Consider the following 24,675-nt stretch of genomic DNA (forward strand, 5'->3'; position numbering starts at 1 on the left):
TCAGACTCGCTCGATGGCGCGCTCGCCGAACAGGCCGGCGGGACGGATATACAGGAAGGCCAAGGCCAATACATAGGCGAACCACGGCGTGATGCCGCCGCCGATCAACGGGCCGATATACACCTCGGCAAGGTTTTCCGCCGCGCCGACAATCAGCCCGCCGACGATGGCCCCGCCAATCGAGGTAAAGCCGCCGATGATCAGCACCGGCAGGGCCTTGAGCACCACCAGCGACAGCGAAAACTGCACGCCCTGGCGCGCCCCCCAGAGCAAGCCGGCCACCAGCCCGACAATCCCCGCCACCGCCCAGACGATCTGCCAGATACGGTTGAGGTTGATGCCGATGGACAGCGCCGCCGTGGTGTCATCCGCCACCGCACGCAGGGACACACCGATGCGGGTCTTGTTGAACAGCAGCGCAAGGACCGTCACCAACAACACGGCAGCCGCGGCCGCGATCAGATCGAACTGACTGAGCATCAGCGGCCCGATGAACAGCGGCACGTCATCAATGCCCAGGTCCAGTGCACGCACCTGGGACCCCATCAAGCCCTGGGCCAGGCCCTCGATGATGAACGACAGGCCAAGGGTGGCCATGAACAGGGTGATCTGCGAACGGTTCACCAAGGGCCGCAGGACCAGGCGCTCGATGAGCAAGGCACCGACGATCATCACGATCACCGTCAGCAGCAGTGCCAGGGCAAACGGCACGCCCTGGTCATGCAGGCTGACGAAGGTCAGCGCGGCAAACAGCAGCATCGAGCCCTGGGCAAAATTGAACACACCGCTGGCCTTGTAGATCAGCACGAAGCCGATGGCGACCAACGAATACATGGTGCCGGCCAGCAGGCCGCCGAGCAGGGTTTCGAAGAAGAACGTCATTCGTTTGCCACTCCGAGATAAGCCGCGATCACATCGGGGTTGGCCTGCACCTCGGCGGGGGTTCCGTCGCCGACCTTGCGCCCGTAGTCGAGCACCACCACATGGTCGGACAGGCCCATCACCACGCCCATGTCGTGCTCGATCAACACCACGGTGGTGCCCAGGTCGCGGTTCACATCGGCGACGAAGCGTGCCATTTCCTGTTTTTCCTCAGCGTTCATGCCCGCCATGGGTTCGTCGAGCAGTAACAGGCTAGGCCCAGCGATCAATGCCCGGCCCAACTCGACACGCTTCTGCAGGCCATAAGAGAGGTTGCCCACCAGCACATCACGCTGAGCTTGCAACTCAAGAAACTCGAGAATGCCCTGGGCGCGCAGGCGGAACGCTTCGGCTTCCCGGCGTGCGCGCGGCAAGCCCAGGGCTTGTTCAATAAAACGGCTGCGCATATGCCGCGACAGGCCGGTAAGGATGTTGTCGAGCACGCTCATCTTCTTGAACAGCGCGTTGTTCTGGAAGGTGCGACCAATGCCCCGGCGCGCGGCACCCAGCGGGTCGATGCGCTGGAAGTGCTGGTCTTCGAAGACGATCTCGCCAGCATCGAAGCGGTACACGCCGTTGAGCACATTGAGCAATGAGCTTTTACCGGCACCATTGGGACCGATCAGCGCGCAGATCTCGCCGCGCGCCACCTCGAAGGACAAGGCATTGATCGCCTTGACGCCCTTGAACGACAGCGAGATATCCCGCACCTGGAGAATGGCTTGGCTCATGCGATGTCCCGTTTGAATTCCGCCAGCCACACCGGCGAAGGGGTGGATGTGTGGGGTTGCCAGATGTAAGCCAGGCGCTGAAAGCCGAGCAGCTTGCGCACACGCTTTTTCAACAGGCGACGCAGGCCGCTTTGCGGGTGGGCGATGGCCCAGTCGCACAGGCGCCGACGCCAGGTGCCATGGGGTGCAAGGCGACTTTCGATTTCGTCGGCCAGGTGTTGCAAGCGTGCGGGTGACAACAGCAAGCCGGTGGGGGCGACTTCGCTGCGATCGCGCCGCGCCGAGGCCAGGCTTTCCGGAAAGGCCAGGCCATGGCCGCTGTTCAGCCATTGCTCCAACACCACCGCCAGCCCCCCCTCCCAGTGGGTGCCCTCTTCGCTCCACAACGCGGTTTCGCCGCTGGGTTGCCACCAGCGTACGAGGTGCTGCGTCGGGTCGATCGGGCCGAGCAACGGGGCAAAATCCAGCAGGTTGGCCGACTGCCAATGCCGCACTTGCTGACGGTCCTGGGTGTAGGCATGGGTGGGACGGATGCGCCATAAATGTTGTTGCAGCGCTTCGGGCTCCAAGTCATCGGCCAGGGTCAGGACTTGCCCGCCGATGGCTTGAGCCGCAAGAGCCAGGAGCAACAGGTTCGGCTCGAACGCCCCGCTGAGGGCCAAGCGCGATTGCTCGTCAAAGCCCTGCTGACGCAAGCCATCGGCCAGGCGCTCCACATCTCGCAAGGCGTCGATCCAGCGCCACGCATACCACTGGCCCTGGCGCTTGTGGCGCAAGGCGGTGTGCAGCGGCGTGGTCTGCGCCCAGTGGTGCAGATGTTCCAGCGCGTTGGGCAGGTTGCCGAGCCGCTCGGCGGGCCATTCCAGGGCCAGCGGGCTTTTTAGTACGTGCACGCTCATAGGGGTAAAGCTCCTACTGGGAGTTAAGCGTGCGGTGGTCCGCTGGCTGTCTGGGGTCAAGCGGTAACGGTAAATAGCAATCAGAGCAAAGCATTAACTATGCCAATGCAGAATTGCCTTCAAACTCAGCTAATTCATAGGCTTACAACGACGGGCAGAAGCCTCGTTGAACAAAGTGCATATCAACTGTTGCTGGAGCAACAGAAAGCCAACTAAGCCGTCGGTGTGAGCAACAGCGACCTCATACCTAAACCTGCTTAGCCACACGAGCATGAGCGTATCTTTCGAAATAAAAAAAACTCCCGCTATACCTGTCAAACCTGACAGTAGACGTCGCACATCCCCCCGAATAATCTTTAGCCTCATGCTCCCACAGAGGAAGAATCATCATGAACACTTCCGGAAAAATCTCAGCCAACACATCTCTAAAGTGCACTGCAACGATCAAAGACGAGGAAGATGAATATGACGCATTCGATGGCGTTCACTATTCACTATTCATGAATGACCTGCCACTCAAGTGGCTCCTCAACATACGCACCGAAAAAAATGAGAACCAAGACTTTCAAGAATTTTCTTTTTTTATCCCTAACGAGGGCGACGTCACTGACAAAACATACGCCATCACTTCAGACTTCACTACCACCTCTGGCGTTAATGCCCTCTGGTCAAAATCAGGCCCCTTCTCTCAAATCAACTACACCGCCACCGAAGGCAGCCTGAAACTGACATTTGACAAGAGCACCAAAACAATCAAGGCGACTTTCAACTTCAAGGGGCAGAACAGGGGTAAAACAGTCACCGTGAGTGAGGGCGTTCTGGAGCTTGTGGGGTTCACAGAAAGCAGAAGAAATTATGCGGCACCGACAGTTGTGTGCGACCTGAGTCGCGATATCAACGCACGCTATGAGTCTAATGAGGATAATCTATACATCAGTTCAAATAACCAGATCGCGGGATGGTCGCGAGCGTTTTCGACAAGGCCAGACGTATACGACTATCGAATAGCCATATTCATTTCAAGAGACCTTCCGACAGGCACCTACGCTATCAGTGAAGACAGCAAAGAGGTCAGTGTTATTTTTTATAACATGAGTGGATCTTATATCTACCATGGCGAAGAAGGTCAGTTGACAATACGTTCACTCCCCAACGTTGACAGTAACAATAACATTACGGGAACCTTCGCAGGAACGTTCAACTTTGTGGCCGGTGCAACCGACCCCAGTGGTGGGCGACACTTTACCGAAGCACGCAATGGCGTTTTCAGTATTACTCGATAGGCGTTTATCTTTCATGCGGGGTTTGCGATCTTTATCACATCCCCCGCTGAACCATTTACACAGCAGGATCATATGCGTACTTGTCTCACTGCAAACCTTCCAAAATCCTGTAACCACTGCCTGGATGGGAACTCGACAACCTTGCTCCGTTGCCAAATAACTTCTCGCGCAACGTGCCCTGGGCATATTCAGTCTTGTACACACCGCGCTTCTGCAACTCCGGCACCAGCAACTCCACGGCGTCGATGAAGGTTTCGTGAGTCAATGCATAGGCCAGGTTGAAGCCATCCACATCGGTTTCTTCCACCCACTCCTGCAACAGATCCGCCACGGTTTCCGGACCACCGACAAACAGCGGGCCAAAACCGCCGATGCCGACCCAATCGGCGAGCTCGTTGGGCGTCCAGACCTTGTTCGGGTCTGCCGTGGAAAAGGCTTCCACCGCCGATTGAATGGCGTTGGTATGCACATGCTTGAGCGGTTCATCCGGTTTGAACTGGCTAAAATCGATACCGGTCCAGCCGGAGATCAGCGCCATCGCGCCTTCGTAGCTGACGTAGGATTTGTACTCGTCGAACTTGGCTTTGGCCTTGGCATCCGTCTCGCCGACGATCACCGTCTGCAGGTTGAAGATCAGGATTTTCTTCGGGTCACGCCCGGCCTCGGCGGCACGACGGCGGATGTCGGCAACGGTCTTTTTCAGCAAGACTTTAGATGGCGCGGCGACGAACACACATTCGGCCTGTTCAGCGGCGAACTGCTTGCCACGGCTGGACGCACCGGCCTGGTACAGCACCGGCGTGCGCTGCGGCGAGGGTTCACACAGGTGAATACCGGGCACCTGGAAGTGTTTGCCGACATGACGGATCTCGTGGATCTTGCTCGGGTCGCTGAAAATCCGGCGCTCGCGGTCGCGCAACACGGCGCCCTCCTCCCAACTGCCTTCCCAGAGTTTGTAGCAGACCTCCAGGTATTCCTCGGCGTAGTCGTAGCGCGCGTCGTGTTCGGTCTGGGCTTTCTGGCCGAGGTTCTTGGCGCCGCTTTCCAGGTAGGAGGTGACGATGTTCCAGCCGATACGGCCCTTGGTCAGGTGATCCAGGGTGGAGAGCCGACGGGCAAATGGATACGGATGCTCGAAGGACAGCGAGGCAGTCAGGCCGAAGCCCAGATGCTCGGTGACCAGCGCCATCGGCGCGATCAGCGATAACGGATCGTTGACCGGCACCTGGGTCGCCTGGCGAATGGCCGCGTCGCCATTGCCGTTGTACACATCGTAGATACCCAGCACGTCGGCGATGAACAAGCCGTCGAACTTGCCGCGCTCAAGGATTTTCGCCAGGTCGGTCCAGTACTCCAGGTCCTTGTACTGCCACGAACGGTCACGCGGGTGCGCCCACAGGCCGGGCGATTGGTGGCCGACACAGTTCATGTCGAAGGCATTCAAGCGGATTTCACGGGACATCAAAGCACTCCGTTGAGGTGATAGTTGCCGACGATCTGGTATTTCCAGCGCAACGGGTCATCGAGGCTCGACGGCAGTTCGGTGCGTTGGCCGGTCAGTTCGAATTCGGCGTTGCTCGCGGCGATGAGGGCTTCGGCGGCGGCGATCTGCGCTTCGGTGGCGGCCACCGGGCTGGGGTGGGTTTCAGCGCGTTCCAGCAGGGCGGCGGCCACGTCGACGCGGATCTGTAGATCACCGAAGCGGCTGATGACATAGGGGTCATCGCTTGTCTCGACATGGCGGCGGGTGCTGTCCAACAGTTGGCGCGCAAGGCTCAGTGCGGTCATGGTCAATCCTCAGTTCCAGGCGTGGCGCGCGGGCTTCACGCCGTTGAGCACGAAATTGCCGATCAGGTGGTATTTCCAGCGGGCCGGGTCGTGCAGGGTGTGGGTGCGTGCGTTGCGCCAGAAGCGGTCAAGGTTGTGTTTGCCGGTGACGGAGCGGGTGCCGGCCAGTTCGAAGAGCTTGCTGCTGGCGAGCAACGCGGTTTCGGCCGACAGGACTTTGGCCTGGGCGACCACCAACGAGGCGTGGGCCACGCTGTCTTCACTCGGCTCGGCGAGGGCACGGTCCACCGCCAGGCCGGCCTTGGCGAGGATGGCTTCGGTGCCGTGCACACGCCATTCCAGATCGCCGATGGCGGCGATGGTGAACGGGTCTTGCCAGCCGTGATCCTGCTGGCTGTCGATCCAGGGTCGCGCCTGGCGCGCATAGATCTTGGCTTGTTCAAGGGCGCCCAGGGCGATGCCGGTGTCGACCGCCGCCTGGATGATCTGTGAAATCGGGCCGTTGGCGGTGGGTTGATCGAAGGCCTGGTGAGCGGGGATCACCGCGCTGAGGGGCACGGTTACGCCATCGAGGGTCACGCCGCCGCTGGCGGTGGTGCGCTGACCGAAGCCGTCCCAGCTGTCGATAACGGTGAGGCCTGGCGCATCGCGTTCAACCAAGGCAATAAACGCCTGGCCGTGCTCGTTATTGCCAACGGTGGGCACCAGATGGGCGAACAGCGCACCGGTGCAGTAGAACTTCTCGCCATTGATCTGCGCGGTGTCGCCGTGAAAACGGATCTGGGTATCGAAGGTGCCGGCGTTTTTGCTCTTGGCCTCGGAGAACGCATTGCCGAAACGGTAGCCGGCCAGGACCTTACCGAAGTAGTGTCGCTTTTGTTCCTCGGTGGCGGTTTGCAGCAGGATATCCACCACGCCCAGGTGGTTCTGTGGGATTTGCCCCAGTGAAGGGTCGGCAGCGGAGATCAACTTGATCACCTCGGCCACGGTCACATAGGACACCTCGGCGCCGCCGTAGGCTTTGGGAACGGTGATGCCCCACAAGCCGCTGGCGGAAAACTCGTCAAGCTCGGCAAGCGGCAGGCGCCGCTCACGGTCGCGCGCACTGGCGTCGACCGCAAAGCGTTCGGCCAGGCGCTGGGCGACCTCGATGGCTTCCGCGTCCGAGCGGATGATATGGGCAGGGTGTTGAGGGTGGGCAGACATGGGCCGACTCCAGGCTCCGAGGGGATGCTGGAGTGATTGCAGGAGTCGTGCCTGAATTTAATCGTCAGTAAAATCAGTGGGTTGCTGCGTATACGGGCGCGCAACCGCGGTTTCAAACCAGCAAAGTGTCCATCCACTGTTGGCTGGCAAACAGTTAGATCACCACATTGCGCACAAAGCGCACGGCAACGTGGCCGTCATTGCGATAGGCATGGGGCTGGTGGCTGGCGAACATGAAGAATTCGCCGGCACCGATGGTGTTTTCCTGGTCGCCGACCACCAACGTCAGGCTGCCCTCGAAGACGAACAGTTGCTCGCTCCACCCTTCCAGGTCGGGGTCCGGGCAATAGCGATCACCCGGCTCAAGGCGCCACTCCCACAATTCGACCTCACGCCGCGCCGTGGCCTTGGCCAGCAACACCGCCTTGCTGCCGTCGATTTCGCCGGCCCAGGCCAGCTCGTTGATGCGGCTGTGATCGCGCACATCCGGCGCCTGGATCAGGTCGCTGAACGCCACATCCAGCGCTTCGGCCACACGGTCGAGGGTGGACAGGCTGACGTTCTTCTCCCCCGCTTCGATGGCCACCAGCATGCGCCGGCTGACCCCGGACTTTTCCGAAAGCGCAGTCTGGCTCATGTCGGCAGCATGACGCAGGCGACGAACGTTCTGGCTGACGTGCTGCAGGACCGAAGCCCGTTGTGGATTTTCTTTGTGCACTATATTGCTCAATGGGTGGGTGTGCGCAGTATACTGCCCAGCGTGCGGCGCATTGTGCGGTCCGTGCCTTTCCCTTGCAAGACCGAGCCGCCATGACCACCCCGAAATCCTCCCCGCGTTTCAACCGCTTCAGCAAAGCCGAATGCATCCTGGTGTTTATCACGATGATTTGGGGCGGCACGTTTTTGCTGGTGCAACACGCCATGACCGTCAGCGGGCCGATGTTTTTCGTGGGCCTGCGCTTTGCCGCGGCGGCGGTTGTGGTGGGGTTCTTTTCCTTGCGGACCTTACGCGACCTGACGTTGTTCGAACTGAAGGCGGGCGTGTTTATCGGCGTGGCGATCATGTTCGGCTATGGCTTGCAGACCATTGGCCTGCAGACGATCTTGAGCAGCCAATCGGCGTTCATTACCGCGCTGTATGTGCCGTTTGTGCCGTTGCTGCAATGGCTGGTGCTGGGCCGTCGTCCGGGGTTGATGCCGAGCATTGGCATCATGCTGGCGTTTGCCGGGTTGATGTTGTTGACCGGGCCGGCTGGGGCATCGCTGAATTTCAGCGCTGGGGAGATCGCGACCTTGATCGGTGCGGTGGCGATAGCCGCCGAGATCATTTTGATCAGTGCGTTTGCCGGGCAGGTAGACGTACGCCGGGTGACCGTGGTGCAACTGGCAACGGCGTCGCTGCTGTCGTTCCTGATGGTGGTGCCGATGGGCGAAGCGTTGCCGGGGTTCTCCTGGCTGCTGCTGTTCAGCGCCGTGGGCCTGGGCCTGACCAGTGCGGTGATCCAGGTCGCAATGAACTGGGCGCAGCAGAGCGTTTCGCCGACACGGGCCACGTTGATCTATGCCGGGGAACCGGTGTGGGCAGGCGTTGTGGGGCGGATCGCTGGCGAGCGGTTCTCGCCGATTGCGATGCTGGGGGCGGCGTTGATTGTGGTGGCGGTGATTGTGAGCGAGATGAAGACGCGCGGGCAAAAGGCGCAGGCGCTGGAAGAGGCGTTGGAGCAAGAGCGTCAGAATTGAGGCAGCTGGGGGCTGCGAAGCAACCTAACGCGGGCAAGCCCTGATGCCAGTCTGTCAAGGAGGAACACGGTAACTGTGGCAAGCGGGTGTGTTGTAGCAAGCAGGCTTGTTGTGGCAAGCGGGCCTGTTGTGGCAAGCAGGCTTGTTGTGGCAAGCGGGCCTGTTGTGGCAAGCAGGCTTGTTGTGGCAAGCGGGCCTGTTGTGGCAAGCGGGCTTGTTGTGGCGAGCGGGCTTGCCCCGCGTTGGGCTGCGCAGCAGCCCCAATAAGAACGCTGCGGTGTGCCAGGCTGCTCCCGGGGCTGTGTTTTGGGGCTGCTTCGCAGCCCAACGCGGGGCAAGCCCGCTCGCCACAACAAGCCCGCTGCCACAGCAGCCACAGGGGAGCGATCAGGTCCGAAACACTGCCAAATGGGATTATTCGACCTATCTTGTAGGATCCTGCCACATCTTGCCGTTTGGTGATCACGAAAGCGGCACGTATGATGCATCCCAAACTCCTGCAGATTAGAAGCCTATGTCCCTGATAGTTCTACTGCTTCTGCCTTTCATTGGCAGCTGTCTGGCGGCCTTGCTGCCGCATAACGCACGTAACACCGAATCCCTGCTGGCTGGCCTTGTGGCCCTGGTCGGAACCGTTCAAGTCGCCCTGCTCTACCCCCAGATCGCCCACGGTGGCGTGATCCGCGAAGAATTCATGTGGTTGCCCAGCCTCGGCCTGAATTTCGTCTTGCGTATGGACGGGTTCGCCTGGCTGTTCTCGATGCTGGTGCTCGGCATCGGCACGCTGGTGTCGCTGTATGCGCGTTACTACATGTCGCCGGACGATCCGGTGCCGCGCTTCTTCGCGTTTTTCCTGGCGTTCATGGGCGCCATGCTCGGCCTGGTGATTTCCGGCAACCTGATCCAGATCGTGTTCTTCTGGGAACTGACCAGCCTGTTCTCGTTCCTGTTGATCGGCTACTGGCACCACCGCGCTGATGCACGGCGCGGTGCGTACATGGCGTTGATGGTGACGGGCGCCGGTGGATTGTGCCTGCTGGCGGGCGTGATGCTGCTGGGGCATATCGTCGGCAGCTATGACCTGGACAAGGTGCTGGCGGCGGGTGATCAGATACGTGCGCATTCCCTGTACCCGGTGATGCTGGCCCTGGTGCTGATTGGCGCGCTGAGCAAAAGCGCGCAGTTCCCGTTCCACTTCTGGCTGCCCCACGCGATGGCAGCGCCCACCCCGGTTTCAGCCTATCTGCACTCGGCGACGATGGTGAAGGCCGGCGTGTTCCTGCTGGCCCGCCTGTGGCCGTCGCTGTCCGGCAGCGAAGAATGGTTCTATATCGTCGGCGGTGCCGGCGCGATTACCCTGCTTCTCGGCGCTTACTGCGCCATGTTCCAGAATGATCTCAAAGGCCTGCTGGCCTACTCCACCATCAGCCACCTCGGGCTGATCACCTTATTGCTTGGCCTGAACAGCCCGCTGGCCGCCGTCGCAGCAGTGTTCCACATCCTCAATCACGCCACCTTCAAGGCCTCGCTGTTCATGGCGGCGGGCATCATCGACCACGAAAGCGGCACCCGGGACATCCGCAAACTCAGTGGCCTGGTGCGCTTGATCCCGTTTACCGCGACGTTGGCGATGGTGGCCAGTGCATCCATGGCCGGCGTACCACTGCTCAACGGCTTCCTGTCCAAAGAGATGTTCTTCGCCGAAACCGTGTTTATCTCGGCAACCGCCTGGGTGGAAATCGCCCTGCCGATGATCGCGACCATCGCCGGTACGTTCAGCGTGGCCTACGCCCTGCGCTTTACCGTGGATGTGTTCTTCGGCCCGGCCGCCACCGACCTGCCGCACACGCCCCACGAACCGCCACGCTGGATGCGCGCGCCGGTTGAGCTGCTGGTGTTTACCTGCCTGCTGGTGGGCATCTTCCCGGCCCAAGTGGTCGGTTCGATCCTCGCTGCCGCCGCGCTGCCGGTGGTCGGCGGCGTGCTGCCGGAGTACAGCCTGGCGATCTGGCACGGCTGGAATGCACCGATGATCATGAGCCTGGTGGCCATGTCCGGCGGTGTGGTGCTGTACCTGCTGCTGCGTAAGCAACTCAAGCGTGGCCGCTTCAAATACCCGCCAATCATCAGCTACTTCAACGGCAAGCGCGGCTTCGAACGCAGCCTGGTGGTGATGATGCGCGGCGTGCGCAAGATCGAGAAACGCATCAGCACCAAGCGCCTGCAGACCCAATTGTTCCTGCTGGTGCTGGTGGCCGTGATCGGCGGCATGATCCCCGTGATCAACAGCGGCCTCAGCTGGGGCGACCGGCCGAAGATCCCGGGCTCCATCGTGTTCGTGACCCTGTGGTTGCTGGCGATTGCCTGCGCCCTGGGCGCTGCCTGGCAAGCCAAGTACCATCGGCTGGCCGCCCTGACCATGGTCAGCGTGTGTGGCCTGATGACCTGCATCACCTTCGTGTGGTTCTCGGCGCCGGACCTGGCGCTGACGCAACTGGTGGTCGAAGTGGTCACCACCGTGCTGATCCTGCTGGGCCTGCGCTGGCTGCCACGGCGGATCGAAGAAGTCTCGCCACTGCCCAGCTCGCTGCGCAAGGCACGCGTTCGGCGCCTGCGCGACTTCCTGCTGTCCACCGTGGTCGGCGGCGGCATGGCGCTGCTGTCCTACGCGATGTTGACGCGCCAGACGCCTAACGACATCTCATCGTTTTACCTCAGCCGCGCCCTGCCCGAAGGCGGTGGCAGCAACGTGGTGAACGTGATGCTGGTGGACTTCCGCGGCTTCGACACCCTCGGCGAAATCACCGTGCTCGGCGCCGTCGCGCTGACCGTCTACGCCCTGCTGCGGCGCTTCCGCCCGTCAAAAGAGAGCATGGAATTGCCGCCGCAACAGCGCCAGTTGGCGCCGGACGTGGCCACCGACCTGGTCAACCCGCGCCAGGCCAGCGACACCGCCCTGGGCTTCATGATGGTGCCGGCAGTGCTGGTGCGCCTGCTGCTGCCGATTGCGCTGGTGGTGTCGTTCTACCTGTTCATGCGCGGCCACAATCAACCGGGCGGCGGGTTTGTCGCCGGGCTGGTGATGTCGGTGGCGTTTATCCTGCAATACATGGTCGCCGGCACCCAGTGGGTCGAGGCGCAGATGAGTTTGCGGCCGATGCGCTGGATGGGCTTCGGGCTGTTCTCGGCGACCCTCACCGGGCTGGGTGCTTTGTTTGCCGGCTACCCATTCCTCACCACCCATACGTGGCATTTCAGCTTGCCGGTGCTGGGCGACATTCATATCGCCAGCGCGTTGTTCTTCGACGTCGGCGTGTACGCCATGGTCGTCGGCTCGACCCTGTTGATGCTCACCGCCCTCGGTCACCAGTCGGTACGGGCCCATAAACCGAGCAACCAGGCCAAAGTGGTTGCCGCAACGGAAGGAGCCGCCTGATGGAAGAAGTCATTGCAATTGCCATTGGGGTCCTGGCTGCCTCGGGCGTCTGGTTGATCCTGCGGCCACGGACGTTCCAGGTGGTGATGGGCCTGTGCCTGCTGTCATACGGGGTCAACCTGTTCATCTTCAGCATGGGCAGCCTGTTTATCGGCAAGGAGCCGATCATCAAGGACGGCGTGCCGCAAGACCTGCTGCATTACACCGACCCCCTGCCCCAGGCACTGGTGCTGACGGCGATCGTGATCAGCTTCGCGATGACCGCGTTGTTCCTCGTGGTGCTGCTGGCATCGCGGGGCCTGACCGGCACCGACCATGTGGACGGCCGGGAGCCCAAGGAATGAACCTGGCGTACTCCCTGATCGCCGCGCCGATCCTGCTGCCCCTGCTGACCGCGGCATTGATGCTGATGCTTGGCGAAAAGCGCCGGCCACTCAAGGCCCGTATCAACCTGTTCTCGACCCTGCTCGGCCTCGGCCTCTCGGTGTTCCTGATGGGGTGGATGCACGGCAGTAGCGATGCGGTGGTGGTTTACCTGCTGGGCAACTGGCAAGCGCCGTTCGGCATCGTGCTGGTGGCGGATAAGTTATCGGTGCTGATGCTGGTGCTGACCGGCATCGTCGGCGTCAGCGCGCTGTTGTTTGCCATGGCCCGCTGGGACCGTGCCGGCACCAGTTTCCATGCGCTGTTCCAGATTCAGTTGATGGGCTTGTACGGTGCCTTCCTGACCGCCGACCTGTTCAACCTGTTCGTCTTCTTCGAAGTGCTGCTGGCCGCGTCCTATGGCTTGATGCTGCACGGTTCGGGGCGCGCACGGGTGTCGTCGGGGCTGCATTACATCGCGATCAACCTGCTGGCCTCGTCGCTGTTCCTGATCGGCGCGGCGATGGTCTATGGCGTCACCGGCACGCTGAACTTCGCCGACCTGGCGTTGAAAATCCCGCTGGTGCCGGAAGCCGATCGCGGCCTGTTGCATGCCGGCGCGGCGATCCTCGCCACCGCATTCCTGGCCAAGGCGGGCATGTGGCCGCTGAATTTCTGGTTGGCACCCGCCTACTCCTCGGCCAGCGCGCCGGTGGCGGCGATGTTCGCGATCATGACCAAGGTCGGCGTGTACACCGTGCTACGTTTGTGGACCCTGCTGTTCTCTGGCCAGGCCGGCGCGTCGGCACTGTTCGGCGGCGACTGGCTGGTGTACGGCGGCATGGCCACGATCATCTGCGCCTCACTGGCCATGGTGGCGGCGCAGCGCCTGGAGCGCATGGCCAGTCTGAGCATTCTGGTATCGGCCGGCATCCTGCTGTCAGCGGTGGGGTTCGCCCAGCCAAGCCTGACGGCAGGCGCATTGTTCTATCTGGTCAGCTCGACATTGGCGCTGAGTGCCCTGTTCCTGCTGGCGGAACTGATCGAGCGATCGCGCTCGGCCAACGACCTGCCTTTGGATGAAGAAATCGATGCGCTGCCCAAAGCCATGGAGTCCTTACATCCACGGCCAGGCGTCAACCTCGATGACGAACAGAAAGCCGTGGTCGGCCAGGTCATTCCCTGGACCATGGCGTTCCTCGGCCTGAGCTTTATTGCCTGCGCCCTGCTGATTATCGGCATGCCCCCGTTGTCGGGGTTTATCGGCAAACTCAACCTGCTGAGTGCGCTGCTCAATCCGATCGGCCTGTGGTTCAGCATTGATGAGCCGATTCGCCCGGCTGCCTGGGGCCTGGCCGCCTTGTTGATCCTGTCGGGCCTCGCATCGCTGATGGCCTTCGCCCGCCTGGGCATCCAGCGCTTCTGGACCCCGGAAGAGCGCCCTTCGCCGCTGCTGCGCCGCTTCGAATGCCTGCCGATTTTCTTCCTGCTGGGCTTGAGCGTCGTGCTGACGTTCAAGGCCGAACCGCTGATGAACTACACCCTGGACATCGCCAAGAGCCTGAACAACCCAGAACGCTACGTAATGGCCGTCATGGCTCAGCGCCCGATACCCAGCCCCGAAGCCCGCGCCGCGCTGGAGGTGCAACCATGAAGCGCCTGTTCCCTGCCCCGTGGCTGTCGCTGGCGTTGTGGGTGCTGTGGCTGGTACTCAACCTGTCCGTCAGCCCCGGCAACCTGCTGCTAGGAGCACTGCTGGGCTTTCTCGCGCCGCTGCTGATGGCGCCACTGCGTCCGCTGCCGATCCGCATCCGCCGCCCTGGGGTGATCATCCGCCTGTTCTTTCTGGTCGGCCGCGACGTGATCATCTCCAACCTGCAGGTGGCCTGGGGGGTGCTGGTGTGCGGCTCGCGACCACCGCGTTCGCGCTTCGTCAAAATCCCCCTGGACCTGCGCGACCCCAATGGGCTGGCTGTGCTGTCAATGATCACCAGCGTGACGCCCGGTACCGTCTGGTCCGAACTGGCCCTGGACCGCAGCATTCTGCTGTTGCACGTGTTCGATCTGGATGACGACGCGCAGTTTATCCAGCACTTCAAACACGCCTACGAACGGCCCCTGATGGAGATCTTCGAATGAGCCCCCTGCTCTCCAATGCGATCCTGTTCAGCCTGTTCCTGTTCTCCCTGGCCATGGTGCTGACGTTGATCCGCCTGTTCAAAGGCCCCTCGGCCCAGGACCGGGTACTGGCGCTGGACTACCTGTACATCCTGGCGATGTTGATGATGCTGGTGCTGGGTATCCGGTATGCCAGTGACACCTACTTTGAAGCGGCGCTGCTGATTGCGCTGTTCGGCTTCGTCGGCTCATTTGCCCTGGCGAAATTCCTGCTGCGTGGGGAGGTGATTGAATGATGCCGTTATGGATGGAAATCGTCGTCGCGGTACTGTTGGTATTGAGCAGCGTGTTCGCACTGATCGGCGCGATTGGCTTGCTGCGCATGAAAGACTTCTTCCAGCGCATGCACCCGCCGGCACTGGCCTCGACGCTGGGCGCGTGGAGTGTGGCGTTGGCATCGATTATCTATTTTTCGGTGCTCAAGTCCGGACCGGTGCTGCACGGCTGGTTGATTCCGATTTTGCTGTCGATCACCGTGCCGGTGACCACCCTGCTGCTGGCAAGGACCGCGCTGTTCCGCAAGCGCATGGCCGGTGACGATGTGCCGGCCGAGGTCAGCAGCCGCCGCTGACCTCTCAGACAGACTCGATTGAAAATGTGGGAGAGGGCTTGCCCTCGATTGCAGTGTGTCAGCCTGTGCATCTGATACTGATACACCGCCATCGGGGGCAAGCCCCCTCCCACACTTGAATGGGTGCCAGGCATAAGATCTGATGGGGCCGCGCAACGCTTAGCGGTAGGGCGCCTACAGGATCGGTGCGCCAAATCTGTTCAGGCGTGGCATCCAATGGTCCAGGATCTCCGCCGACGCCAGCACATGATGCGCCCGCCCGATCAACAGCCGACGTGGAACAACGCCGATATACCGGGAGTCATCGCTGTTATCGCGGTTGTCCCCGAGCATGAAGTAACTGTCGGCCGGCACGGTGACTGGGCCGAAATTGCGTAAAGCCCGAACCGTAGGCATGAACTGGATGGTGCGCTGACGGGTATCTTCCCGCTCCGTCAGCTTGATCCCCGGCACCGTATGGCCGGGAACGATGGGTTCACTGATGTCCTGCGCGTCACTGTACGTGGCAGGCACGCCGTTGACCCACAACACCTCATCCTTCATTTCCAGGGTGTCACCGGGAATACCGACGATGCGCTTGATCAGGCGCATGCCATCCTTGGGCGACGAGAACGTCACCACATCGCCGCGCTGGGGGTTATCGAGTTTGGCCAGGGAGATGTCCGTGAGCGGCAGCTTGAGGTCGTAGGCCACGCGATTGACCAACACCACATCGCCCTCCAGCAATGTCGGGCGCATGGAGCCAGAGGGAATGGGATTCCAGTCGGCCAGGGATGTACGGAAAACGCCGAAGCACAACCAGAAAATAATTGCGTAACGGTAACGGATCAACCAACTTCGCATACATCCTCGCACGGCAGAAAGGGGGCGTAAGGGCTATCTTTATCGCCGCTCGGTTGTTACACGCAAAGATTAAATTAACATTAGCGCCAGGCTAAAAGCCCCCGTTGACTGTCGTTGCGTCCAGCGCATAAAGAGGAGTGTCCACCATGGAGATCAAATGTTCTGTCTTTATCGCCGCCAGCATCGACGGCTTTATTGCCCGTCCAGACGGTGATATCGAATGGTTGCTCCGGCCGGAATATGAAACCGCTGAGTTGAAAGGCATGACCTATGAACGCTTTATCGCCACGGTCGATGCGCTGGTGATGGGCCGAAAAACCCTGGAGAAAGTAGTCTCCTTCCCCAAGTGGCTCTATGAGGGTACACCGGTCATTGCGCTCTCTCACCAGCCGCTGCAAATCCCTGCACATCTGGAGGGCAAGGTCGAGGTCATGGCGGGAGATGCAACCACACTCGTGGCGGCGTTAGCTGAGCGCGGCATGAAGCATCTCTATATCGACGGTGGCCAAACGATCCAGGCGTTTCTTGAAGCGGGCCTGATCAATGAGCTGATCATTACCCGTATCCCGGTTTTACTCGGGCAAGGGATCCCGCTATTCAGTCAGGTTGGCAGTGAGCATGAGCTCCACCACGTCGGAACGTACGTGTCGGACAATGGTTTTGTGCAGAGTCGATATCAAGTGGCAGCAGGCTCTCGCACCGCGCAATAGGGGGCAAGCCCCCTTCCACACTGGATCGCGGGTGGCAGGTAGAGAGCAGCCCGGCTGTGGATCTCGTGGATACCGCCGATCCCCCTGTGGGAGATGTAGAGCTTTAGCGAGGCTTCGAAGGCGGTGGCACGGTTGGCAGGTGTGTTGGCTGACCCACTGCCATCGGGGGCAAGCCCCCTCCCACATTTGATCGCGGGTGGCAGGTAGAGAGCAGCCCGGCTGTGGATCTCGTGGATACCGCCAATCCCCTGTGGGAGATGTCGAGCTTTAGCGAGGCTTCGATGGCGGCGGCACTGTTGGCAGGTGTGTTGGCTGACCCACCGCCATCGGGGGCAAGTCCCCTCCCACATTTGATCGCGGGTGTCAGGTGGAGAGCCGCCCGGCTGTGGATCGCATGGATACCGCCAATCCCACACTGGATCGGGTGAGCCGCTCACTAAAAACAGGGCGCAAAAAAACGCCCCGAACCAGTCGGGGCGTTTTTTATTCAGGGTTTGCTGATCAAGCCTGGTCGGCCAACCGCCACGTCGTCCCGCCTTTGCCGTCTTCCAACACCACGCCCATCGCGGTCAGTTGGTCACGGATACGGTCGGATTCCGCCCAGTCCTTGTTGGCACGAGCCGCCAGACGCGCCTGGATCAGCGCATCGACCTCAGCCGCATCCACACGCCCTTCGGCGCCGGCTTGCAGGAAGTCGTCGGCTTCCATCTGCAACACGCCCAGGACGCTGGCCAGTTCTTTCAAGCGCGCCGCCAGGCCCGCCGCTGCGTCGAGATCACTCTCGCGCAGGCGGTTGATCTCGCGCACCATTTCGAACAGCACGGCGCAGGCTTCCGGGGTGCCGAAGTCGTCGTTCATCACTTCGGTAAACCGCGCCACGAACGCTTCGCCGCCAGCCGGTGCAACGGCGGGCAAGCCTTTCAACGCGTGGTAGAAGCGCTCCAGGGCGCCTTTGGCGTCCTTGAGGTTGTCTTCCGAGTAGTTGATGGCGCTGCGGTAGTGGCTGGATACCAGCAGGTAACGCACCACCTCCGGGTGGTACTTTTCCAATACGTCGCGGATGGTGAAGAAGTTGTTCAAGGACTTGGACATCTTCTCGCCGTTGATGCGGATCATGCCGCAGTGCATCCAGGCATTGGCGTAGGTCTTGCCGGTGGCGGCTTCGCTTTGGGCGATTTCGTTCTCGTGGTGCGGGAACTCCAGGTCGCTGCCGCCGCCATGGATGTCGAAGGTCTCGCCCAGGCAGCAGGTGGACATCACCGAGCATTCGATGTGCCAGCCCGGACGCCCGGCGCCCCATGGTGACTCCCAGCTCGGCTCGCCGGGCTTGGTGCCTTTCCACAGCACGAAGTCCAACGGATCCTGCTTGGCTTCGTCGACTTCGATACGCGCGCCGATGCGCAGGTCTTCGATTTTCTTGCGCGACAGCTTGCCGTAGCCCATGAACTTGGCGACGCGGTAGTACACGTCGCCATTGCCTGGGGCGTAGGCGTAGCCTTTGTCGATCAGGGTCTGGATCATCGCGTGCATGCCAGGGATGTGGTCCGTGGCACGCGGCTCCATGTCCGGCTTGAGGATGTTGAGGCGCGCCTCATCCTCGTGCATGGCGGCGATCATGCGCTCGGTCAGCGCGTCGAACGACTCGCCGTTTTCGTTGGCGCGGTTGATGATCTTGTCGTCGATGTCGGTGATGTTGCGCACATAGGTCAAGTCATAGCCGCTGAAACGCAACCAGCGGGTCACCAGGTCGAAGGCAACCATGCTGCGACCGTGGCCGATGTGGCAATAGTCGTACACGGTCATGCCGCACACGTACATGCGCACCTTGTTGCCATCCAGCGGCTTGAAGACTTCTTTGGTCTTGCTGAGTGTGTTGTAGATCGTTAGCACGACAGTTCCTTAAAACAGAATCACTGGCCCCACGAATCACGCAAGGTCACGGTACGGTTGAATACCGGCTGACCTGGTTTCGAGTCCTTGATATCCGCGCAGAAGTAGCCTTCGCGCTCGAACTGGAAACGGTCTTCCGGCTGTGCGTCGCCCAAGGATGGCTCGGCACGACAACCGGTGAGCACTTGCAGGGAGTCAGGGTTGATGTTGTCGAGGAAGCTGGCGCTGTCTTCGGCCTTTTCAGGATTCGGCGAACGGAACAGGCGATCGTACAGACGCACTTCACACTCGATGCTGGCAGCGGCCGGCACCCAGTGGATCACGCCCTTGACCTTGCGGCCTTCAGGGTTCTTGCCCAGGGTTTCCGGGTCGTAGGAGCAACGCAGCTCGACGATGTTGCCATCGGCGTCCTTGATGGCTTCGTCGGCGCGGATCACGTAGCTGCCGCGCAGGCGCACTTCGCCGTTCGGCTCCAGGCGCTTGTAGCCTTTTGGCGGCTCTTCCATGAAGTCATCGCGGTCGATGTAGATTTCACGCGCGAACGGCAGCTTGCGCACGCCCAGTGCTTCGTTCTGCGGATGACGCGGCAGCTCGAGGTTGTCGACCTTGTCTTCCGGGTAGTTGGTGATCACGACTTTCAACGGGCGCAGCACGCACATGGCACGCGGCGCGTTCGCGTCGAGGTCCTGGCGGATGCTGAACTCGAGCATGCCGTAGTCGACCACGCCGTCGGAGCGGTTGGTGCCGACCATCTCACAGAAATTACGGATCGACGCCGGGGTGTAGCCGCGACGGCGGAAGCCCGACAGCGTCGACATGCGCGGGTCGTCCCAGCCATGCACGTGCTTTTCATCCACCAGTTGCTTGAGCTTGCGCTTGCTGGTGATGGTGTAGTTCAGGTTCAGGCGGCTGAATTCGTACTGGCGCGGGTGCGCCGGTACCGGCAGGTGCTCCAGGAACCATTCGTACAGCGGGCGATGGCTCTCGAACTCCAGGGTGCAGATGGAGTGGGTGATGCCTTCGATGGCGTCCGACTGACCGTGGGTGAAATCGTAGTTGGGGTAGATGCACCACTTGTCACCGGTCTGGTGGTGGTGGGCATGGCGGATGCGGTACATGATCGGGTCGCGCAGGTTCATGTTCGGCGAAGCCATGTCGATCTTGGCGCGCAGCACGCGGGCACCGTCCGGGAACTCACCGGCACGCATGCGGGCGAACCAGTCGAGGTTCTCTTCTACCGAACGGTCGCGGAACGGGCTGTTCCTGCCTGGCTCGGTCAGGGTGCCACGGTATTCCTTGGCCTGCTCCGGGGTCAGGTCGTCGACGTAGGCCTTGCCGGCCTTGATCAGCTCGACGGCCCAGTCGAACAACTGGTCGAAGTACTGGGAGGCGTAGCGCACTTCACCGGACCACTCGAAGCCCAGCCACTTGATGTCGCTCTCGATGGCGTCGATGTATTCCTGGTCTTCCTTGGCCGGGTTGGTGTCGTCGAAACGCAGGTGCGTGACGCCACCGAACTCCTGGGCCAGGCCGAAGTTCACACAGATCGACTTGGCGTGACCGATGTGCAGGTAGCCGTTGGGCTCTGGCGGGAAGCGGGTGACGATCTGCGTGTGCTTGCCCGAATCCAGGTCCGCCTGGATGATCGGGCGCAGGAAATTGACCGGGACGGCAGGTCCGGCCTTGGAATTCGAGGTAGGGTCGACAGTGGGCTTGCTCATAGGATCCTTGAACAGACAGGTTCGTGGCCGGGTGGGGCCAGATAAAACAAAGGCGATATCATAGCCGATGCTGTCAACCACCTGACAGAGCACGGCCAAAAACTGCTGGTTTAATTGCCCGGGCGGTAAAAAACCACCTCGAAATTCCTGCAGGGCACGTTAAACTGCGCGTCTTGGCCGTCGTTTAGCCAAACCGGTCGTGGCGCCGAGGCGCCCGAACCCACGAATTCCCTGAAAAGAGTAGTACACATGACTCAAGTCAAACTGACCACCAACCACGGTGACATCGTCATCGAGCTGAACGCCGAGAAAGCGCCGATCACCGTCGCCAACTTCATCGAATACGTGAAAGCCGGCCACTACGAAAATACCGTTTTCCACCGTGTCATCGGCAACTTCATGGTCCAGGGCGGCGGTTTCGAGCCAGGCATGAAAGAAAAGAAAGACAAGCGTCCAAGCATCCAGAACGAAGCGGACAACGGCCTTTCCAACGACAAGTACACCGTTGCCATGGCCCGTACCATGGAGCCGCATTCGGCCTCCGCGCAGTTCTTCATCAACGTGGCCGACAACACCTTCCTGAACCACAGCGGCAAGAACGTTCAAGGCTGGGGCTACGCGGTGTTCGGTAAAGTCACCGAAGGCACTGACGTTGTCGACAAGATCAAAGCAGTTTCCACCACCAGCAAGGCCGGCCACCAGGACGTGCCAGCAGAAGACGTGATCATCGAGAAAGCCGAGATCATTGAGTGATATTGCTGATTTCAGATTTGCATCTGGAAGAGGAACGCCCGGACATTACCCGGGCGTTTCTGGATCTGCTCCACGGCCGCGCCCGTGGCGCCCAGGCGTTGTACATTCTGGGGGACTTCTTTGAAGCCTGGATTGGCGACGATGGGATGACCCCCTTCCAGCGTTCGATCTGCGCAGCTCTGCGCGAGCTGAGCGACAGCGGTACCCCGATTTTTATCATGCATGGCAACCGCGATTTCCTGATCGGCAAGGCGTTCTGCAAAACCACAGGCGCTACCTTGCTCAAGGACCCGAGTGTCGTGCAGCTCCATGGCGAGCCCGTGCTGCTGATGCACGGCGACAGTCTCTGCACCCGCGACCTCGGCTATATGAAGCTGCGGCGCATCCTGCGTAACCCGCTGGTGCTGTTTATCCTGCGTCACCTGCCACTGCGCGCCCGCCACGCGCTGGCGCGCAAGCTGCGCAGCGAAAGCCGTGCGCAGACGCGGATGAAGGCCAACGATATTGTCGACGTCACCCCGGAAGAAGTGCCGCGGGTGATGCAGCAATTTGGCGTGCGCACCCTGGTCCACGGCCATACGCACCGTCCGGCGATCCACAAGTTGCAGATTGGCGACCAGGCGGCCAAGCGCATTGTGCTGGGGGATTGGGACAAGCAGGGCTGGGCGTTGCAGGTGGATGAGCAAGGGTTTCAGTTGGCGGCGTTTGATTTTGTGAACCCGCAACTGGCGTTGCCTGGCGCCTGATCCCCAAACACCACTGATCCAATGTGAACAAAGATCCAAATGTGGGAGGGGGCTTGCCCCCGATAGCAGTAGGCCAGTCAATATTGCTGTGACTGATCCACCGCCATCGGGGGCAAGCCCCCTCCCACATTTAGATCCCTGTACGTTTTCGGAATCAGTGACCGGAAGCAGCCGGCCCCGCCTTCGCGGTAAACGGCGGCTTGGCCAGCCACACCAGCAGCATCAACCCCATGAACATCCATCCCAGCAGCGTGAAGTAATCCACGGTGGACATCATGTATGCCTGGCTGGTGAGGATCTGGTCCAATTGCGCATAAGCCTTCTGCCCTGCCCCGCCGAGTGCGTTCAACGCATCACGGGTCGCCGAGTCGTAGGTCGTCATGTTTTCGCTCATGTACGCGTGGTGCTGGTCCGCCCGGCGAATCCAGATCCACGTGGTCAGCGACGCCGCGAAGCTCCCCCCGAGGGTACGCAGGAAGGTCGCCAGGCCCGCACCATCGGCAATCTGCTGCGGTGGCAGGTCGGACATCAAGATGCTCAAGGTCGGCATGAAGAACAGTGCCACGCCGATGCCCATGAACAGCTGCACCAGGGCGATGTGGGTGAAGTCCACCTCATTGGTGAAGCCTGCCCGCATGAAGCAACTCAAGCCAATCGCCAGGAACGCCAGGCCGGCCAGCAGGCGCAGGTCGAACTTGTGCGCGTACTTGCCGACAAACGGCGACATCAGCACCGGCAGGATGCCGATCGGCGCCACCGCCAGGCCCGCCCACGTCGCGGTGTAGCCCATCTGGGTTTGCAACCACTGCGGCAGGATCAGGTTGATGCCGAAGAACCCCGCATAGCCCAGGATCAACACAATGGTACCGATGCGGAAGTTCCGGTAGGCAAACAGCCGCAGGTTGACCACCGGGTGCTGGTCAGTCAGTTCCCAAATGATGAACACCGCCAGGGCAATCGCCGAGATCACCGCGCCGATGATGATGAAGTTGGATTCGAACCAGTCCAGGTCGTTGCCCTTGTCGAGGATGATCTGCAAGGCGCCGACACCGACGATCAAGCTCAGCAATCCGACGTAATCCATCGGCTGGTAACTGGTGACCACCGGGCGTGCCTTCAATTGCGAACGCACCACCATCACCGCAAAGATGCCGATGGGCACGTTGATAAAGAAGATCCACGGCCAGCTGTAGCTATCGGTGATCCAGCCACCCAGAATGGGGCCGGCAATCGGCGCCACCACGGTGACCATCGCCAATAACGCCAAGGCCATGCCGCGCCTCGCGGGGGGGTAGACGGCGATCAACAGGGTCTGGGTCATCGGGTACAACGGCCCCGCCACCAGGCCTTGCAGCACCCGAAAGCCAATCAGCTCGGGCATCGAGGTGGAGATACCGCACAGAAACGAGGCCAGCACGAACAGGAGGGTGGCCCACAGGAACAGCTTCACCTCACCAAAGCGCCGGCTCAACCAGCCGGTCAGCGGCAAGGCGATGGCATTGCTCACCGCAAATGAGGTGATCACCCAGGTGCCCTGCTCCGAACTCACGCCGAGGTTGCCGGAAATCGTCGGCAACGCCACGTTGGCGATCGTGGTGTCGAGCACCTGCATAAAGGTCGCCAGCGACAGGCCAATGGTGGCCATCAACAGGCTCGGCGGTGAGAAGGAGGCGTTATTGCTCATCAGCGTTGCGCAGCCTTGGGAGCAGCGACGCTGTTGTCATGGATCAATTGGGTGATCATGGCGTCGGCCTCGGCCAATTGGCGTTCATACACATCCGTGGTGAACGAGGCCTTTTGCGGGGCCTGTTGCGCCAGTACCGGGCCGCTCTGGTCATGCAGGTCGACATTGACCACGGTGCTCAAGCCCACGCGCAGCGGGTGCTTGGCCAGTTCGTCGGCATTGACATGGATGCGCACCGGCACCCGTTGCACGATCTTGATCCAGTTACCGGTGGCGTTCTGTGCCGGCAGCAGGGCAAACGCGCTGCCGGTGCCCGCGCCGAGGCTGTCGACCGTACCGCTGAACTTCACGTCGCTGCCGTAGATATCCGCCTCGATGTCCACCGGCTGGCCGATACGCATGTTGCGCAACTGGGTTTCCTTGAAGTTGGCGTCGATCCACAGCTGGTTGAGCGGGATTACCGCCATCAACGCCGTGCCCGGCTGGACACGCTGGCCCAGTTGCACGGTGCGCTTGGCCACGTAGCCGGTGACAGGGGCGATCAAGGTGCTGCGCGCATTGGCCAGGTAGGCTTGGCGCAGTTGTGCGGCGGCGGCTTGCACGTCCGGGTGGGACGAGATCACGGTGTCATCCACCAGGGCGTTGCTGGTTTTGAGTTGTTGCTCAAGGTTGGTCAGGGCGTTCTTGGCCGCGGTCAGGCTGTCACGGGCGTGGGACAGCTCCTCCTGGGAGATCGCCCCGCCCTGGGCCAGGGTCTTGCGTCGGTTGTAGTTGTCCTGGGCGGTTTGCACATCGGCTTTCTGGGCGTTCACCTGGGCTTTCATGCCATCGACATTGCTGTACAAGCCACGCACCTGACGCACGGTGCGCGCCAGGTTGGCCTGGGCACTTTGCAGGCCGACCGCTGCGTCGTTCGGGTCGAAATTGACCAGCACCTGGCCTTCATGGACCAGGTCGCCATCGTCGGCACCGATGCTGACCACGGTACCGGTGACCAGCGGGGTGATTTCCACCACGTTGCCATTCACGTAGGCGTCGTCGGTGCTCTCGTTGAAGCGACCGTAGAGCTCATACCAGCCCCACACACCGACGCTCCCGAGGATCACGATCAGCGCCAGGCCGATCAGCATCACTTTGCGTTTGCGGGGGTTGCTGTCGTCTTTGGGTTGTTGCGTTGCATTGCTGTTTTCGGCAGTGGCCATGACAAATACC

The 24,675-nt window shown here is 61.1% G+C and carries 23 protein-coding genes; 11 read left to right on the plus strand and 12 right to left on the minus strand.

Annotated features, from left to right (window positions below; all coding sequences use genetic code 11):
• Genes QU606_RS22955 through QU606_RS22965 form a run of 3 tightly spaced genes read right to left on the minus strand, consistent with a single transcriptional unit; the run spans position 1 to position 2,551 of the window.
• Positions 1-882: a branched-chain amino acid ABC transporter permease gene (locus QU606_RS22955; protein ID WP_024076205.1), complete on the minus strand. Its 882-nt coding sequence runs from the start codon at positions 880-882 to the stop codon at positions 1-3.
• A complete protein-coding gene (locus QU606_RS22960; RefSeq protein WP_024076206.1) occupies positions 879-1,652 on the minus strand; it encodes an ABC transporter ATP-binding protein in 774 nt (257 codons plus the stop codon). Before QU606_RS22960 ends, QU606_RS22955 begins: the two co-directional genes overlap by 4 nt.
• Complete coding sequence (locus QU606_RS22965; RefSeq protein WP_304997559.1) at positions 1,649-2,551, minus strand: AMP-binding protein; 903 nt, start codon at positions 2,549-2,551, stop codon at positions 1,649-1,651. The genes QU606_RS22960 and QU606_RS22965 overlap by 4 nt, the downstream gene beginning before the upstream one ends.
• A 389-nt stretch (positions 2,552-2,940) precedes the next feature.
• Here QU606_RS22965 and QU606_RS22970 point away from each other — a divergent pair, with 389 nt between their 5' ends.
• Positions 2,941-3,834, plus strand: coding sequence for a hypothetical protein (locus QU606_RS22970; protein ID WP_304997560.1), 894 nt, complete (start codon positions 2,941-2,943; stop codon positions 3,832-3,834).
• A gap of 85 nt (positions 3,835-3,919) precedes the next feature.
• Here QU606_RS22970 and QU606_RS22975 read toward each other — a convergent pair whose 3' ends face one another.
• The 4 genes from QU606_RS22975 to QU606_RS22990 form a co-directional block, all read right to left on the minus strand.
• The gene (locus QU606_RS22975; RefSeq protein ID WP_024076209.1) at positions 3,920-5,296 is read right to left on the minus strand and encodes an LLM class flavin-dependent oxidoreductase; all 1,377 of its coding nucleotides are present in this window, start codon (positions 5,294-5,296) and stop codon (positions 3,920-3,922) included.
• The gene (locus tag QU606_RS22980; RefSeq protein WP_193689512.1) at positions 5,296-5,622 is read right to left on the minus strand and encodes an acyl-CoA dehydrogenase; all 327 of its coding nucleotides are present in this window, start codon (positions 5,620-5,622) and stop codon (positions 5,296-5,298) included. The genes QU606_RS22975 and QU606_RS22980 overlap by 1 nt, the downstream gene beginning before the upstream one ends.
• Before the next feature lie 9 nt (positions 5,623-5,631).
• Positions 5,632-6,828 (minus strand): SfnB family sulfur acquisition oxidoreductase, encoded by a 1,197-nt coding sequence (locus QU606_RS22985; protein WP_150296374.1) that lies wholly within the window; start codon positions 6,826-6,828, stop codon positions 5,632-5,634.
• Positions 6,829-6,982: 154 nt separating this feature from the next.
• Positions 6,983-7,546: a helix-turn-helix domain-containing protein gene (locus QU606_RS22990; protein WP_024076212.1), complete on the minus strand. Its 564-nt coding sequence runs from the start codon at positions 7,544-7,546 to the stop codon at positions 6,983-6,985.
• A 92-nt stretch (positions 7,547-7,638) separates the two neighbouring features.
• On the opposite strand from QU606_RS22990, the gene QU606_RS22995 reads away from it, so the two are divergent.
• The 7 genes from QU606_RS22995 (at position 7,639) to QU606_RS23025 (ending at position 15,116) form a co-directional block, all read left to right on the plus strand.
• A complete protein-coding gene (locus tag QU606_RS22995) occupies positions 7,639-8,568 on the plus strand; it encodes a DMT family transporter (RefSeq protein WP_024076213.1) in 930 nt (309 codons plus the stop codon).
• 514 nt (positions 8,569-9,082) lie between these two features.
• Complete coding sequence (locus tag QU606_RS23000) at positions 9,083-12,004, plus strand: monovalent cation/H+ antiporter subunit A (RefSeq protein ID WP_024076214.1); 2,922 nt, start codon at positions 9,083-9,085, stop codon at positions 12,002-12,004.
• Positions 12,004-12,348: a Na+/H+ antiporter subunit C gene (locus tag QU606_RS23005; RefSeq protein ID WP_007986256.1), complete on the plus strand. Its 345-nt coding sequence runs from the start codon at positions 12,004-12,006 to the stop codon at positions 12,346-12,348. The genes QU606_RS23000 and QU606_RS23005 overlap by 1 nt, the downstream gene beginning before the upstream one ends.
• A complete protein-coding gene (locus tag QU606_RS23010; RefSeq protein WP_024076215.1) occupies positions 12,345-14,021 on the plus strand; it encodes a monovalent cation/H+ antiporter subunit D in 1,677 nt (558 codons plus the stop codon). The genes QU606_RS23005 and QU606_RS23010 overlap by 4 nt, the downstream gene beginning before the upstream one ends.
• Positions 14,018-14,506: a Na+/H+ antiporter subunit E gene (locus tag QU606_RS23015; RefSeq protein ID WP_024076216.1), complete on the plus strand. Its 489-nt coding sequence runs from the start codon at positions 14,018-14,020 to the stop codon at positions 14,504-14,506. The genes QU606_RS23010 and QU606_RS23015 overlap by 4 nt, the downstream gene beginning before the upstream one ends.
• Positions 14,503-14,781, plus strand: a complete 279-nt coding sequence (locus QU606_RS23020) for a K+/H+ antiporter subunit F (protein ID WP_024076217.1) — start codon at positions 14,503-14,505, stop codon at positions 14,779-14,781. The genes QU606_RS23015 and QU606_RS23020 overlap by 4 nt, the downstream gene beginning before the upstream one ends.
• Positions 14,778-15,116, plus strand: a complete 339-nt coding sequence (locus tag QU606_RS23025; protein ID WP_069076526.1) for a Na+/H+ antiporter subunit G — start codon at positions 14,778-14,780, stop codon at positions 15,114-15,116. The genes QU606_RS23020 and QU606_RS23025 overlap by 4 nt, the downstream gene beginning before the upstream one ends.
• Positions 15,117-15,290: 174 nt before the next feature.
• Here QU606_RS23025 and lepB read toward each other — a convergent pair whose 3' ends face one another.
• Positions 15,291-15,959: a signal peptidase I gene (lepB, locus tag QU606_RS23030; protein ID WP_277379495.1), complete on the minus strand. Its 669-nt coding sequence runs from the start codon at positions 15,957-15,959 to the stop codon at positions 15,291-15,293.
• A 146-nt stretch (positions 15,960-16,105) separates the two neighbouring features.
• On the opposite strand from lepB, the gene QU606_RS23035 reads away from it, so the two are divergent.
• Positions 16,106-16,669 (plus strand): dihydrofolate reductase family protein, encoded by a 564-nt coding sequence (locus QU606_RS23035; RefSeq protein ID WP_024076223.1) that lies wholly within the window; start codon positions 16,106-16,108, stop codon positions 16,667-16,669.
• Positions 16,670-17,170: 501 nt separating this feature from the next.
• Here the strand turns inward: QU606_RS23035 and cysS are convergent.
• Together cysS and QU606_RS23045 are read right to left on the minus strand one after the other, a co-directional pair.
• Complete coding sequence (gene cysS / locus QU606_RS23040; RefSeq protein ID WP_024076224.1) at positions 17,171-18,559, minus strand: cysteine--tRNA ligase; 1,389 nt, start codon at positions 18,557-18,559, stop codon at positions 17,171-17,173.
• A 20-nt stretch (positions 18,560-18,579) separates the two neighbouring features.
• A complete protein-coding gene (locus tag QU606_RS23045; protein WP_024076225.1) occupies positions 18,580-20,280 on the minus strand; it encodes a glutamine--tRNA ligase/YqeY domain fusion protein in 1,701 nt (566 codons plus the stop codon).
• A 249-nt stretch (positions 20,281-20,529) separates the two neighbouring features.
• Here QU606_RS23045 and QU606_RS23050 point away from each other — a divergent pair, with 249 nt between their 5' ends.
• On the plus strand, positions 20,530-21,033 hold the full coding sequence (locus QU606_RS23050; RefSeq protein WP_024076226.1) for a peptidylprolyl isomerase: 504 nt from the start codon (positions 20,530-20,532) through the stop codon (positions 21,031-21,033).
• Positions 21,030-21,779 carry a UDP-2,3-diacylglucosamine diphosphatase gene (gene lpxH / locus QU606_RS23055; protein ID WP_024076227.1) on the plus strand — a complete coding sequence of 250 codons (750 nt, stop codon included), beginning with the start codon at positions 21,030-21,032 and terminating at the stop codon, positions 21,777-21,779. Before QU606_RS23050 ends, lpxH begins: the two co-directional genes overlap by 4 nt.
• Before the next feature lie 154 nt (positions 21,780-21,933).
• On the opposite strand, the gene QU606_RS23060 is transcribed toward lpxH, so the two are convergent.
• Both QU606_RS23060 and QU606_RS23065 read right to left on the minus strand, forming a co-directional pair.
• Entirely contained in the window at positions 21,934-23,463 is a 1,530-nt protein-coding gene (locus QU606_RS23060; protein ID WP_150056049.1) for a DHA2 family efflux MFS transporter permease subunit, read from the minus strand.
• Positions 23,463-24,665: an efflux RND transporter periplasmic adaptor subunit gene (locus QU606_RS23065; RefSeq protein ID WP_024076229.1), complete on the minus strand. Its 1,203-nt coding sequence runs from the start codon at positions 24,663-24,665 to the stop codon at positions 23,463-23,465. Before QU606_RS23065 ends, QU606_RS23060 begins: the two co-directional genes overlap by 1 nt.
• Positions 24,666-24,675 lie beyond the last annotated feature (10 nt).

Origin of the sequence: Pseudomonas sp. OVF7 (assembly GCF_030644265.1) — a bacterium.
GTDB classification, from domain to species: domain Bacteria; phylum Pseudomonadota; class Gammaproteobacteria; order Pseudomonadales; family Pseudomonadaceae; genus Aquipseudomonas; species Aquipseudomonas gorinensis.

Bases quoted from the DNA above. Each gene is read 5' to 3' on its own strand.
- QU606_RS22955 (WP_024076205.1), bottom strand. From the start codon at position 882: ATGACGTTCTTCTTCGAAACCCTGCTCGGCGGCCTGCTGGCCGGCACC.
- QU606_RS22960 (WP_024076206.1), bottom strand. From the start codon at position 1,652: ATGAGCCAAGCCATTCTCCAGGTGCGGGATATCTCGCTGTCGTTCAAG.
- QU606_RS22965 (WP_304997559.1), bottom strand. From the start codon at position 2,551: ATGAGCGTGCACGTACTAAAAAGCCCGCTGGCCCTGGAATGGCCCGCC.
- QU606_RS22970 (WP_304997560.1), top strand. From the start codon at position 2,941: ATGAACACTTCCGGAAAAATCTCAGCCAACACATCTCTAAAGTGCACT.
- QU606_RS22975 (WP_024076209.1), bottom strand. From the start codon at position 5,296: ATGTCCCGTGAAATCCGCTTGAATGCCTTCGACATGAACTGTGTCGGC.
- QU606_RS22980 (WP_193689512.1), bottom strand. From the start codon at position 5,622: ATGACCGCACTGAGCCTTGCGCGCCAACTGTTGGACAGCACCCGCCGC.
- QU606_RS22985 (WP_150296374.1), bottom strand. From the start codon at position 6,828: ATGTCTGCCCACCCTCAACACCCTGCCCATATCATCCGCTCGGACGCG.
- QU606_RS22995 (WP_024076213.1), top strand. From the start codon at position 7,639: ATGACCACCCCGAAATCCTCCCCGCGTTTCAACCGCTTCAGCAAAGCC.
- QU606_RS23000 (WP_024076214.1), top strand. From the start codon at position 9,083: ATGTCCCTGATAGTTCTACTGCTTCTGCCTTTCATTGGCAGCTGTCTG.
- QU606_RS23005 (WP_007986256.1), top strand. From the start codon at position 12,004: ATGGAAGAAGTCATTGCAATTGCCATTGGGGTCCTGGCTGCCTCGGGC.
- QU606_RS23010 (WP_024076215.1), top strand. From the start codon at position 12,345: ATGAACCTGGCGTACTCCCTGATCGCCGCGCCGATCCTGCTGCCCCTG.
- QU606_RS23015 (WP_024076216.1), top strand. From the start codon at position 14,018: ATGAAGCGCCTGTTCCCTGCCCCGTGGCTGTCGCTGGCGTTGTGGGTG.
- QU606_RS23020 (WP_024076217.1), top strand. From the start codon at position 14,503: ATGAGCCCCCTGCTCTCCAATGCGATCCTGTTCAGCCTGTTCCTGTTC.
- QU606_RS23025 (WP_069076526.1), top strand. From the start codon at position 14,778: ATGATGCCGTTATGGATGGAAATCGTCGTCGCGGTACTGTTGGTATTG.
- lepB (WP_277379495.1), bottom strand. From the start codon at position 15,959: ATGCGAAGTTGGTTGATCCGTTACCGTTACGCAATTATTTTCTGGTTG.
- QU606_RS23035 (WP_024076223.1), top strand. From the start codon at position 16,106: ATGGAGATCAAATGTTCTGTCTTTATCGCCGCCAGCATCGACGGCTTT.
- QU606_RS23045 (WP_024076225.1), bottom strand. From the start codon at position 20,280: ATGAGCAAGCCCACTGTCGACCCTACCTCGAATTCCAAGGCCGGACCT.
- QU606_RS23050 (WP_024076226.1), top strand. From the start codon at position 20,530: ATGACTCAAGTCAAACTGACCACCAACCACGGTGACATCGTCATCGAG.
- QU606_RS23060 (WP_150056049.1), bottom strand. From the start codon at position 23,463: ATGAGCAATAACGCCTCCTTCTCACCGCCGAGCCTGTTGATGGCCACC.
- QU606_RS23065 (WP_024076229.1), bottom strand. From the start codon at position 24,665: ATGGCCACTGCCGAAAACAGCAATGCAACGCAACAACCCAAAGACGAC.